The organism is Noviherbaspirillum soli (assembly GCF_015352955.1).
In the GTDB taxonomy this organism is placed as follows: Bacteria; Pseudomonadota; Gammaproteobacteria; order Burkholderiales; family Burkholderiaceae_D; genus Noviherbaspirillum_A; species Noviherbaspirillum_A soli.
On sequence record NZ_JACYOX010000002.1, the window covers coordinates 146,447 to 158,212 of the forward strand.

Below are 11,766 nucleotides of genomic sequence, written 5' to 3' on the forward strand. Positions count from 1 at the left end.
CTTCCCTGCAAAACACACCGTCGTGCATATCACTTCCGACCTGCAAGCCATGCAGCTGGCCCTGGACTGGGCTGAAAAAGGCATGTTCATCACTTCCCCGAACCCGCGCGTGGGCTGCGTCATCGTGCGCGACGGCCTGCTGCTGGGCGCCGGCCATACCCAGGCCGCCGGCGGCCCCCATGCCGAAGTCCAGGCGCTGCGCGACGCCGCCGCCAGAGGCCACGATGTGCGCGGCGCCACCGCCTACGTCACGCTGGAGCCGTGCAGCCACCACGGCCGCACGCCGCCCTGCGCCGACGCGCTGGTGGCGGCCGGCCTGGCGCGCGTGGTGGCGGCGATGCAGGACCCCAATCCGCTGGTGGCCGGGCAGGGCATGGCAAAGCTGCGCGCCGCCGGCATCGCCACCGAAAGCGGGCTTCTGGCGCAGCAGGCGCGGGAACTGAACATCGGTTTCTTTTCGCGGATGGAGCGCGGCAGTCCCTGGGTCCGGATGAAGGCGGCGGCCAGCCTGGACGGCCGTACCGCGCTGCATAACGGCGTGAGCCAGTGGATCACCTCGCAACAGGCGCGCGACGACGGCCACTGGTGGCGGGCGCGCGCCTGCGCCGTGCTGACCGGCATCGGCACCGTGCTCGAGGACGATCCGCAGATGACGGTGCGCGCCGTCGACACGCCGCGCCAGCCGCAGCGCATCGTGATCGACAGCCGCCTGCAGGTCAGCCCGGACGCCCGCATCCTGGAAGGCGGCGGCACCTGGATCGTGGCCGCGCAGCCGGATGCCGAAAAACAGGCCCGGCTGCGCGAGCGCGGCGCCGAAGTGCTGCTGCTGCCGAATGCGCGCGGCAAGGTCGACCTGCCGCAACTGTTGAAGGAACTCGGCCGGCGCCAGATCAACGAGCTGCATGTCGAGGCTGGCTTCAGGCTCAACGGCTCGCTGCTGCGCGAGGGCTGCGTCGACGAACTGCTGCTGTACCTGGCGCCGACGCTGCTGGGCGATGCGCAGGGCATGTTCGACCTGCCAGCACTGCAGGAACTGGGCGGCCAGCCACGGCTGGCCTTTCATGAAGTCAAGCAACTCGGCCCGGATTTGCGTATCCTTGCCCGTTTTCCCTGAACTGAATCTGCTTATGTTTACCGGAATCGTCGCTGCCGTCGGCAGCATACAGACCCTGACGCCCCTGGGCAGCGCCGCCGATGCCGGCGTGCGCCTGACGATCGCTGCCGGCGGCCTGCCGCTGGCCGACGTCGCCATCGGCGATTCGATCGCCATCAACGGCGCCTGCATGACCGTGGTCGCCAAGACCGACAGCCAGTTCGACGTCGATGTCTCGCGCGAAAGCCTGAACCGCACCGCCGGGCTGGACCGGCCAGGCGAAGTCAACCTGGAAAAGGCGCTGACCCTGGCCGACCGCTTGGGCGGCCACCTGGTGTCGGGCCATGTCGACGGCCTGGGCACGGTGCGCCGTTTCGATCCGGTGGGCGAGTCCTGGGAACTGGTGGTGGAAGCGCCGCGCGAACTGGGCAAGTACCTGGCCTATAAGGGCTCCATCGTGGTCAACGGCGTGTCGCTGACCGTGAACCGGGTGGCAGATACCGCCGGCGGCTGCGAATTCTCGATCAACCTGATTCCGCACACGATACAGGTCACCACCCTGAAGCACCTGCAGGCCGGCAGCAAGGTGAACCTGGAAATCGACCTGATTGCGCGTTATGTCGAGCGGATGCTGAGCGCCAAGGGCGCGGCCTGACCCGCATCGGGGCGCGGCGCCCGGCCGTCACGCTCCTGGTGCGGCCTCGTCGCGCTGGCGCTTCCTGTGCGTTTTGCAATGCGCTTCTATAATCCGGGGACATTGCAATCCAAGGCCGTCGAGCTACATCGACGGGCACCAGACCGACAGGACACACTATGGCTGACACCCTTCCCGGCGCTTCCGCCCCGGCACACTGGAACCTCGACACGGTAGTCGCGCAGCTGCGCGATTCGCGCGAGGTCACGCACAAGATCCGGTACCAGGGCAATATCCGCGAACTGCCTTCCAAAACGGCGCTGGTGGGCATACTGCAGGGCCTGTGCGCGGCGCTGTTTCCGACGCATTACGGCCGCGCCGGGCTGACCGACGAAAGCATCGACTACTTCGTCGGCGATACCCTCAACACCACGCTGTCGCTGCTGTCGGAGCAGGTGCGCCGCGGGCTGGTGTTCGGCACCGATGCCGGCAAGCTCACCGGCGCCCAGCTCACCGAGCGGGCGCAGCAGATCACCCGTGAATTCGCCAGCCAGTTGCCAGCGATCCGGGCGCTCCTGGTCAGCGACCTGCAGGCTGCCTACCAGGGCGACCCGGCGGCGACCAGCATCTCCGAGATCCTGCTGTGCTATCCGGGCACCGTGGCCGTGATCTACTACCGCCTCGCGCACGCGCTGTACCGGCTCGACGCCAAACTGGTGGCGCGCCTGATTTCCGACATTGCCCATTCCGACACCGGCATCGACATCCATCCGGCGGCGCAGATCGGCGGCAGCTTCTTCATCGACCATGGCACCGGCGTGGTCATTGGGGAGACCGCGATCATCGGCCAGCATGTGCGCCTGTACCAGGCCGTCACCCTGGGCGCGCGCCGTTTCCCGGCCGATGCCACCGGCGCGCTGATCAAGGGCAATGCCCGTCATCCCATCGTCGAGGACGACGTGGTGATCTATGCCGGCGCCACCATCCTCGGCCGCATCACCATCGGCCGCGGCTCGACCATCGGCGGCAATGTCTGGCTGACCCATGACGTGGCGCCGGGCAGCAATGTGTCCCAGGCCGACGCCCGCAGCAATTGCCCGGAATGATCGGGAGGCAATAAGCGCCGGGCCGCAAGGCAAATCCATTAAAATAGCGGTCTGTCCCTGGAACTGTCTTATGTCTCTTTCAACTACGCAAGAAATCGTTGCCGAGCTGCGCGCCGGCCGCATGGTCATCCTGGTCGACGAGGAAGACCGCGAAAACGAGGGCGACCTGGTGCTCGCCGCCGAGTTCGTCACTCCCGAAGCCATCAACTTCATGGCCAAATACGGCCGCGGCCTGATCTGCCTGACGCTGACCGAGGAGCGCTGCGAGCAGCTCAACCTGGCGATGATGACTTCCCGTAACGGCACGTCCTACGGCACCAACTTCACCGTGTCGATCGAAGCCGCCGAGGGCGTAACCACCGGCATTTCCGCGGCCGACCGCGCCACCACCATCAAGACCGCGGTGGCGCGCAACGCCAAGCCGTCGGACATCGTGCAGCCCGGCCATATCTTTCCGCTGAAGGCGGTCAAGGGCGGCGTGCTGATGCGCGCCGGCCATACCGAAGCCGGCTGTGACTTCGCCGAACTGGCGGGCCTGACGCCGGCCGCGGTGATCTGCGAGATCATGAAGGACGACGGCAGCATGGCGCGCCTGCCCGACCTGATCGAATTCGGCCGTGAACACAATTTGAAGATCGGCACCATCGCCGACCTGATCCATTACCGCAGCCAGCACGAGAGCATCGTCGAACGGGTGGCCGAGCGCACCATGCAGACTGCGCACGGCACCTTCCGCGCGATCGCCTATCGCGACAAGCCCAGCCGCGGCGCGCACCTGGCGCTGGTGCAGGGCGAGCTGTCGCCGGAACTGGAAAGCCTGGTGCGGGTACATCAGCCGGTGTCGATCCTCGACCTGCTGGAAAACCAGGTGACCACTCACTCATGGACCATGGCCTCGGCGCTGGAAGCCATCAAGGCCGCCGAGCGCGGCGTGGTGGTGCTGCTCAACTGCGAGGAATCGGCCGACCAGATGTTTGCCCAGTTCGAGGCGCTGGCCGCGCCGCAGCAGGAGCGGGCCCCATCGCGCAGCGCGCGCATGGACCTGCGCACCTACGGCATCGGCGCCCAGATCCTGAAAGACCTGGGCGTGGGCAAGATGACGCTGCTGGCAAGCCCGCGGAAAATGCCCTCCATGACAGGCTTCAACCTGGAAGTGATGGGCTTTCGGGCCTGCCCGGAAAATTAAACAGACTACTCGGGAGGTGGCGGGCCTGCAGGCTGCCGTCTCCGCTGATCAACGAATGACGCTTAGGCGCACGAAGGAAGAAAATGACAGTTGGCATCTATGAAAGCAACCTGGACGGCCAGGGCCTGCGTATCGGTATCGTCCAGGCCCGTTTCAACGAGGATGTCTGCCATGGCCTGCTCTCCGCCTGCCTGGCCGAACTGAAGCGCCTGGGCGTGGCCGACGAGGACGTGCTGCATGTCACCGTTCCCGGCGCGCTGGAAATCCCGCTGGCGCTGCAGAAAATGGCGGAAACCCACCAGTTCGACGCGCTGGTCGCGCTCGGCGCGGTGATCCGCGGCGAGACCTATCACTTCGAACTGGTGTCCAACGAGTCCGGCGCCGGCATCACCCGCGTCGGCCTCGACTACGGCATCCCGATCGCCAATGCGGTACTCACCACCGAAAACGACGAGCAGGCGGAAGTGCGCATGGCAGAGAAGGGCGCCGATGCCGGCCGCGTCGCGGTCGAAATGGCCAATCTGGCAATGGCGCTGGAAGAGCTGGCCGAAGTCAATGAAGAAGAGTGATCCGCAAGGACGCTTTTCTGTACCTAGTTAATCCGAACGTATGTCCGCCGAGCGCGGACCAAGGCCGTTATGAACCAGAAATCCCAGCATGCCAATCCCAGCAAGAACCGCACCCCGCGCCACCGCGCGCGCGAGTTCGCGCTCCAGGGCCTCTACCAGTGGCTGCTCAACAATGAAGACTCGGGCGTGATCGATGCCCATATCCGCCAGGCGCATGGCTTCGACAAGGCCGACGCCGCCCATTTCGACACTGTGCTGCATGGCGCCATCCGCGATGTCGCCAAGCTGCGCGCCCAGATCGCGCCGCTGATCGACAGGCCGCTGGACCAGCTCTCGCCGATCGAGCATGCGGCGCTGCTGATCGGCGCCTATGAGCTGGAACACCACCTGGAGATTCCTTACAAGGTGGTGATCAACGAGGCGGTCGAGCTGACCAAGTCCTTCGGCGGCATCGACGGCCACAAGTACGTCAACGGCGTGCTCGACAAGCTGGCCGCCAGGGTGCGCACGGCGGAAACCGGCGCCGCCCGCGGCGCCTGAACGGCGCCCGGCAAGCCGGCAGCAAGCATCACACTTCCGGCCGGAGCCTGCTCCGGCCGCATTTCTTCCCATTCCACACCCGACCGTCAGGATTGCTGTTCATGGATCTGAACCATCTCGCCTCCCGCCTCGACCATATCGCACCGTTTCATGTCATGGAGTTGGCCAAGATGGCGACCCGGCTGGAACGGGAAGGGCGCAGCATCATCCACATGGGCATCGGCGAGCCGGACTTCACCGCGCCGCCGCCGGTGGTGGCGGCCGCCACCCGTGCAATGGCCGACGGCCAGCTGCAGTACACTGCCGCGACAGGGCTGCCTGCGTTGCGCGATGCGATTTCCGACCATTACCGCCAGGTGTATGGCCTGGATATCGCGCCCGGCCGCATCATCATCACCGCCGGCGCCTCGGCGGCGCTGCTGCTGGCCTGCGCCGCGCTGGTGGAGCCGGGCAGCGAAGTGCTGATGCCCGACCCGTCCTATCCCTGCAACCGGCATTTCGTCGCCGCCTTCGAGGGCCGGGCGCGCATGGTGCCCAGCGGCCCGGAGCACCGCTTCCAGCTGTCGGAGGCAATGGTGCGGGAACACTGGAACGACGCCACCCGCGGCGTGCTGCTGGCTTCGCCGTCGAATCCGACCGGCACCTCGATTGCGCATGACGAATTGGGCCGCATCGCCAACGTGGTGCGGGAGAAGGGCGGTTTCACCATCGTCGATGAAATCTACCAGGGGCTGACCTACGATGAGGCGCCGTTCTCGGCGCTGTCGCTGGGCGAGGACATCATCGTGATCAACAGCTTTTCCAAGTACTTCAACATGACGGGCTGGCGCCTGGGCTGGCTGGTGGTGCCGGAAAACATGGTCCGGGCCATCGAGAAACTGGCGCAGAACCTATTCATCTGCGCTTCCAGCATCGCCCAGCATGCGGGCGTGGCCTGCTTCACGCCGGAAGCCATTGCCATCTATGAAGAGCGCAAGGCCGAGTTCCGGCGCCGGCGCGACTATATCGTGCCGGCCTTGCGGGAACTGGGATTGAAGGTGCCCGTGACGCCCGACGGCGCGTTCTACGTGTATGCCGATTGCAGCGCGCTGTCGGACGATGCCGACCGGCTGACGCTGCAGATGCTCAACGAGGCGGGCGTGGTGATGGTGCCGGGCCTGGACTTCGGGCCGTACACCGCTCACCAGTACATCCGGGTTTCCTATGCGACGTCGATGGAAAACCTGCAGGAAGCGGTCAGCCGGCTGCGCGTATTTTTCAAGGCATGAAAAAAGCCGCCGGGCTGCCGGCGGCTTTCAGGTTGCAAGGCGATCAGGCTGGGAGGCCGCCAGGCTGTCAGAGCGCGGCGACGATGCCGTCCCGGTCCTGCACATTCTCGCTCAGCGAAGGCGTTTCGGCCTGGGTCAGCACATCCACCTTTTCTTCGGCGGCAGGCTGCGGCGCCGGCTTCGGCGGCGTCTTGGCCGCCACCGTGGCAGCGTTCGACGAGGTCCAGGGGACCGACTTGCCGCTGGCCACGTCCTTGAGCCGCTTGTACTCGGCCAGCACCTTGTAGCCATAGCCGGCATCGTTTTCGAATGCGGCTGCGCCGACGTACATCTTCAGTCCCGACTCCACCGAGCCGCCACGGCTGACGTATTCCTTCAGGATGGTGGCGCCGACCTTGATGTTGGCCACCGGATTCAGCGCCGCCTTGACGCCGCCGAGCGGCTGAAACTTTTCATGGTGGACCTTGGACATCACCTGCATCAGTCCCTGTGCGCCCACCGGGCTTTCGGCAAAGGGATTGAAGCCGGACTCGATGGCCATTACCGCCAGCACCAGGAGAGGGTCGATCTTGACTTCCCTGGCGGTGCGATAGGTTGCGCCAACCAGCATGTTGGCCGCATCGCCGGCAACGCGGTAACGCTTGGCCAGCCAGTTGGTGACGAATTTCTGTTCTTTGGAAGCAACTTCCTTGCCTTCGGTCGCCGGAATGCTGGCGGCATGCTCGACGGCATTGGCCTGCTCGGGGGCGGCTGCGGCGACTGCCGGGGTCGCCGGCAGCGTAGCTTGAACCAGTTGAGCAGGCGCCTGGGAAGGCGCAACTGCCGGCTGGATGGCCGGCATGGCTGATACGGGTGCTGCCAGTGCTGGCGCCAGCACGTTCGGACTGGACGCCGGGGAGGCCGCTGCCTGCTGCGTGCTGGACGCGGCAAACGGCGACATCGCCTTGATATGGTCGGTCAGTTCGGGCTTGACGAACATCACGCCGATTGCGCCAATCGCGCTGACACCCGCCACCAGAACGGTGCGGTGCGCCGCAACGCGAACACGCTGCATTGTGCCGGGGGCAGTCAGCAATTCCCGCAATCGGGTCCGGGCGTTCGCCCCGGGCGCTTTCTCCTCTGGCTGCGCTGGCCCTATTGAACTCGTCAACATTTGTACTCCTCTATCAGCGCGGCAAAGCTCATCCCTGCGGGTGACGCACACAGGTAAATCGTTTGCTTGGCTTGCCGCGTATCAGAACGATCGCCTGCCGTCGCTGGGAGCGCACGGGCAAGCGGCGGAGTCATCTTTCACAGACCGCGGCCAGGCCGTGGCGGGTTGGTGTCCGATAACGTTGTCGGGGGATAAGGCTGACGCCTTGCGAAAACACTCCTTAAAATGTCGTTGGGGCCCCGAACCCCGTAAGCTGAGTGCAACCGAATTAGTGTTGCTTTGTTAACAATTTCGATCGCGTTGGCCGCATTGTATAAACCCGAATATATCGAGTCAATAATATAAATACTTATTTCTATAACTTATAGATATATAGCTTGGCCGTGCGTTTCCGTAAAAATGAATAAAATCAGTGACTTAAAATCATGTTATTCATGAAAAAACCCACCTTTGAAAAATATCAATAAACATGAAATATGCTGATTTGCGCGACTTTATTGCCCAATTGCATGCAATTGGCGAACTTCGCCATGTGACGACCCCGGTTTCTCCACACCTGGAGATGACGGAAATCTGCGATCGGGTACTGCGCGCGGGTGGCCCGGCTTTACTTTTTGACCATCCCACCGGCCATGACGTTCCGGTGCTCGGAAATTTGTTCGGCACGCCGCGCCGGGTGGCGCTGGGCATGGGCGCGGACGATGTAGGCGAACTGCGCAAGATCGGCCATGTGCTGGCCACGCTGAAGGAACCCGAGCCGCCCAAGGGCCTGCGCGACATGATGGGCATGGGCTCGCTGGTCAAGGCGGTCTGGGACATGGCGCCAAAGGAAGTGCGCGGCGCCCGCTGCCAGGAAGTGGTGTGGGAAGGCAATGACGTGGACCTCGGCCGCCTGCCGATCCAGCATTGCTGGCCGGGCGATGTGGCGCCGCTGATCACCTGGGGCCTGGTGATCACGAAAGGACCGAACAAGAAACGGCAGAACCTCGGCATCTACCGCCAGCAGGTGTTGGGCCGCAACAAGGTGATCATGCGCTGGCTGGCCCATCGCGGCGGCGCGCTGGATTTTCGCGAGCATGGCATCGTCAACCGCGGCAAGCCCTACCCGGTGGCGGTGGCGCTGGGCGCCGATCCCGCTACCATCCTGGGCGCGGTGACGCCGGTGCCGGACAGCCTGTCCGAATACCAGTTCGCCGGCCTGCTGCGTGGCAGCCGCACTGAACTGACCAAGGCCATCGGCAGCGAACTGCGGGTGCCGGCATCGGCCGAGATCGTGCTGGAAGGGAATATCTATCCTGACGAAAGCCATCCGAGCGGCTACGAGCATGCGCTGGAAGGCCCGTATGGCGACCATACCGGCTATTACAACGAGCAGGACATGTTCCCGGTGTTCACGATCGACCGCATCACGATGCGGCGCAACCCGATCTATCACTCGACTTATACCGGCAAGCCGCCGGACGAGCCGGCGATCCTGGGCGTGGCGCTGAACGAGGTGTTCATCCCGCTGCTGCAGAAGCAGTTTTCCGAAATCACCGACTTCTATCTGCCGCCGGAAGGCTGCAGCTACCGGATGGCGGTGGTGCAGATGAAGAAGGCCTATGCCGGGCATGCGAAGCGGGTGATGTTCGGCGTCTGGAGCTTCCTGCGCCAGTTCATGTATACCAAGTTCATCGTGGTGGTCGACGAGGATGTGAACATCCGTGACTGGAAGGAAGTGATCTGGGCCATCACCACCCGGGTCGATCCAACCCGCGACACCACGCTGGTGGACAACACGCCAATCGATTACCTCGACTTCGCCTCGCCGGTCAGCGGCCTGGGCAGCAAGATGGGCATCGACGCGACCAATAAATGGCCGGGCGAGACCAGCCGCGAATGGGGCGTGCCGATTGAAATGAGCAAGGAAGTGAAGCGCCGGGTTGATGCACTGTGGCAGCAACTGGGGATCTGACCGGCAGGAAAAGCGGGAGTCGTAGGGTGGAATACCCCGAAGGGGCATTCCACCGATGCTCATGACGACAGGGCAATCAGCTTGCAACCCCAGGCGCAAATTGGCGCTGCACTGCAGGTGTCATGGTTTCGCTCCATCGCTTTCCAAGGGAACGGCATGTTGCCAGATGACGCAATGCGATTGCATTGAGACCGCGACGGTTTGGCGGAATGCCCCTGCGGGGTATTCCGCCCTACGGAGGCTACTGAGGCTGATGATCTGATCAGCGGAAACAGAGAGAATCAGTTCGCCAAGCAGCTGTCGCGTGCGCCTGAGTACCAAGAATCCGGCACACGGCACCGGCTTTGCTGCTAGAATGCCGGCTGGCGGGCCCCTGCGCATTGTGGCACGGCCAACCTGGTCAGGTCGGGAACGAAGCAGCCACAGCCGTTCACCATAAGTGCCGCAGACAAGGCTCGCCTCCTTCCTTCATCGTCTTCTCCCCACCGCTTCATTCCTGGTTTTCCGTCCTGTTGTCCTGCAATCCATAGAGATTGTCGCGGATGCGCGTCATCGCCTGCGAGCACTGGTCCAGCTGCTGGGTTGTCAAACCGGCCATCATGCTGCCGCGCAGTTCCTCGGAGAGCGATTCAAGCAGCCGCACCTGTTCCGCCGCCTTGGGCGTGAGCACCGAATACTTGCGTCGCCGGTCGTCGGTGGAGACGACGCGCGCGATCCAGCCTTTTTCCTCCAGCTTGTCCAGCAGCCGCACCAGCGTCGGGCCTTCTATGCCCAGGTTGCGCGCCAGCTCCGCCTGCATCAGGCCGCCAGGGTTGCGCTGCAACTGCACCAGCACCTGACGCATCGACAGGTTCAGGCCCAGCGGCCGCAGCGCGCGGTTCATTTCATAACGCCAGGCGCGCGATACTTCGCCGATCAGCCGCGCAAGCAGCTTCGGATACATTTCGGCATCAGGCAGGTTTTCCAGATCTTTTCGCATTCCCAACCACGCTTTCAAACAACGACAGGCCGTATGCTATGCTATTCAATAGCATTGCTACCATATTTCTTTTACGATACGTTTTTCGTGTCGGCCCGCCTGGCTGTCCCAATTACTTTTCGTTCATCATGCGTCCTGTCCGTTCCCTGCTGTTGACCGCCGCCGTGCTGCTGGCCGCCGGCGCCGGCTATCACTATTACCAGAGCCGCCCGGCGCCAGCCGTCCCCAGGGCTGCCCCGGCGCAAAGCATACGCAGCGCGACAGCGCAGCAGAAACCGGTGGCGATCACGGTGCGCGCCAATGGCTACGTGAGCGCCCTGAAGGTGGTGGATGTGCGGCCGCAGACCCAGAACATCGTGCGCGAGGTGCATGTGCAGGAAGGCCAGGACGTGCGCGCCGGACAACTGCTGTTTACGCTGGATCAGCGCAGCGACACCTCCAACGTCGAGCGCGCCCGCGCCCAGGTGGCGCGCGACCGGGCCGATCTGGTGGAGGCGGAAAGCGCCCTGCGCCGCAACCAGGAACTGGCGGCGAAGAATTTCGTGTCGCAGGCGGTGGTCGAAACCGCCCGCAGCAAGGTCGACGCGCTGCGCGGCACGCTGCAGGCCGACGAAGCCGCCATCCGCAGCAATGCGATCGCGCTGGGCAACAACCGCATCGTCGCCAGCATGGACGGCCGCATCGGCGCCATCAGCGTGCATCCCGGCAGCCTGGCCCAGCCCGCCGGCGCGCCGATGCTGACCATTGCCCAGCTCGACCCGATCACCGTCACCTTTGCGCTGCCGGAGCGCGAACTGGCTAACCTGCTGGCCAGCTACCCGAACGGCGAAGCGCCGGTCACGGCGGAACTGGCCGGCGAGCGGCGGGTGGAAGGCAAGCTGGTCTTCATCGACAGCGCGTCCGACCCGCAAAGCGGCACCATCAAGATGAAGGCGCTGTTTTCCAACCAGCAGCGCATGATGTGGCCGGGCACCTTCGTCAATGTCAGCATGGTGTCGCGCACGCTGCCGCAGGCGGTGGTGGTGCCGGCGCAGGCCATCGTCACCGGGCCGACCGAAAAATTCGTCTACCTGGTCAAGCCCGACAACACGGTGGCGGTGCAGAAGGTCACGGTGCTGCATATCGACGGCGGACAGGCCGCGGTCGGCGGCCTGCAGCCGGGCGCGCGCATCGTGGTCGAGGGCGCTCAGAACCTGCGGCCCGGCGCGCGGGTGAAGGAAGCGCAGAGCGGGCAGGGCCAGACGCCGCGCACCGCCGCCGACGCATGACCGGCAGGGCCGGTCG

Annotated in this window: 11 protein-coding genes and 1 other RNA gene; 10 read left to right on the forward strand and 2 right to left on the reverse strand. The window is 64.4% G+C overall.

Annotated elements, in window-relative coordinates:
- Positions 1–22: 22 nt before the first annotated feature.
- From ribD to IGW04_RS02995, 7 genes are all read left to right on the forward strand, one after another.
- Entirely contained in the window at positions 23–1,114 is a 1,092-nt protein-coding gene (gene ribD, locus IGW04_RS02965) for a bifunctional diaminohydroxyphosphoribosylaminopyrimidine deaminase/5-amino-6-(5-phosphoribosylamino)uracil reductase RibD (RefSeq protein WP_323744802.1), read from the forward strand.
- 13 nt (positions 1,115–1,127) lie between these two features.
- A complete protein-coding gene (locus IGW04_RS02970; protein WP_194711538.1) occupies positions 1,128–1,748 on the forward strand; it encodes a riboflavin synthase in 621 nt (206 codons plus the stop codon).
- Between the two features lie 158 nt (positions 1,749–1,906).
- Positions 1,907–2,833, forward strand: a complete 927-nt coding sequence (gene epsC, locus IGW04_RS02975) for a serine O-acetyltransferase EpsC (protein WP_194711539.1) — start codon at positions 1,907–1,909, stop codon at positions 2,831–2,833.
- A gap of 70 nt (positions 2,834–2,903) precedes the next feature.
- A complete protein-coding gene (ribBA, locus tag IGW04_RS02980) occupies positions 2,904–4,019 on the forward strand; it encodes a bifunctional 3,4-dihydroxy-2-butanone-4-phosphate synthase/GTP cyclohydrolase II (RefSeq protein WP_194711540.1) in 1,116 nt (371 codons plus the stop codon).
- Positions 4,020–4,102: 83 nt separating this feature from the next.
- On the forward strand, positions 4,103–4,588 hold the full coding sequence (ribH, locus tag IGW04_RS02985) for a 6,7-dimethyl-8-ribityllumazine synthase (RefSeq protein ID WP_194711541.1): 486 nt from the start codon (positions 4,103–4,105) through the stop codon (positions 4,586–4,588).
- Between the two features lie 69 nt (positions 4,589–4,657).
- Positions 4,658–5,128, forward strand: coding sequence for a transcription antitermination factor NusB (gene nusB, locus IGW04_RS02990; protein ID WP_194711542.1), 471 nt, complete (start codon positions 4,658–4,660; stop codon positions 5,126–5,128).
- Positions 5,129–5,229: 101 nt separating this feature from the next.
- Positions 5,230–6,396 carry a pyridoxal phosphate-dependent aminotransferase gene (locus tag IGW04_RS02995; protein WP_194711543.1) on the forward strand — a complete coding sequence of 389 codons (1,167 nt, stop codon included), beginning with the start codon at positions 5,230–5,232 and terminating at the stop codon, positions 6,394–6,396.
- 67 nt (positions 6,397–6,463) lie between these two features.
- On the opposite strand, the gene IGW04_RS03000 is transcribed toward IGW04_RS02995, so the two are convergent.
- Complete coding sequence (locus tag IGW04_RS03000) at positions 6,464–7,450, reverse strand: transglycosylase SLT domain-containing protein (RefSeq protein ID WP_228526799.1); 987 nt, start codon at positions 7,448–7,450, stop codon at positions 6,464–6,466.
- 568 nt (positions 7,451–8,018) lie between these two features.
- Here IGW04_RS03000 and ubiD point away from each other — a divergent pair.
- Entirely contained in the window at positions 8,019–9,503 is a 1,485-nt protein-coding gene (gene ubiD, locus IGW04_RS03005) for a 4-hydroxy-3-polyprenylbenzoate decarboxylase (protein WP_194711545.1), read from the forward strand.
- A 364-nt stretch (positions 9,504–9,867) separates the two neighbouring features.
- Positions 9,868–9,966, forward strand: an RNA gene (gene ffs / locus IGW04_RS03010) — signal recognition particle sRNA small type.
- A gap of 27 nt (positions 9,967–9,993) precedes the next feature.
- Here the strand turns inward: ffs and IGW04_RS03015 are convergent.
- Complete coding sequence (locus IGW04_RS03015; protein WP_194711546.1) at positions 9,994–10,482, reverse strand: MarR family winged helix-turn-helix transcriptional regulator; 489 nt, start codon at positions 10,480–10,482, stop codon at positions 9,994–9,996.
- A gap of 128 nt (positions 10,483–10,610) precedes the next feature.
- Between IGW04_RS03015 and IGW04_RS03020 the strand changes: the two genes are divergently transcribed.
- Entirely contained in the window at positions 10,611–11,750 is a 1,140-nt protein-coding gene (locus IGW04_RS03020; protein WP_194711547.1) for an efflux RND transporter periplasmic adaptor subunit, read from the forward strand.
- Positions 11,751–11,766 lie beyond the last annotated feature (16 nt).

Bases quoted from the DNA above. Each gene is read 5' to 3' on its own strand.
- IGW04_RS02970 (WP_194711538.1), top strand. From the start codon at position 1,128: ATGTTTACCGGAATCGTCGCTGCCGTCGGCAGCATACAGACCCTGACG.
- epsC (WP_194711539.1), top strand. From the start codon at position 1,907: ATGGCTGACACCCTTCCCGGCGCTTCCGCCCCGGCACACTGGAACCTC.
- ribBA (WP_194711540.1), top strand. From the start codon at position 2,904: ATGTCTCTTTCAACTACGCAAGAAATCGTTGCCGAGCTGCGCGCCGGC.
- ribH (WP_194711541.1), top strand. From the start codon at position 4,103: ATGACAGTTGGCATCTATGAAAGCAACCTGGACGGCCAGGGCCTGCGT.
- nusB (WP_194711542.1), top strand. From the start codon at position 4,658: ATGAACCAGAAATCCCAGCATGCCAATCCCAGCAAGAACCGCACCCCG.
- IGW04_RS02995 (WP_194711543.1), top strand. From the start codon at position 5,230: ATGGATCTGAACCATCTCGCCTCCCGCCTCGACCATATCGCACCGTTT.
- IGW04_RS03000 (WP_228526799.1), bottom strand. From the start codon at position 7,450: ATGCAGCGTGTTCGCGTTGCGGCGCACCGCACCGTTCTGGTGGCGGGT.
- ubiD (WP_194711545.1), top strand. From the start codon at position 8,019: ATGAAATATGCTGATTTGCGCGACTTTATTGCCCAATTGCATGCAATT.
- IGW04_RS03015 (WP_194711546.1), bottom strand. From the start codon at position 10,482: ATGCGAAAAGATCTGGAAAACCTGCCTGATGCCGAAATGTATCCGAAG.
- IGW04_RS03020 (WP_194711547.1), top strand. From the start codon at position 10,611: ATGCGTCCTGTCCGTTCCCTGCTGTTGACCGCCGCCGTGCTGCTGGCC.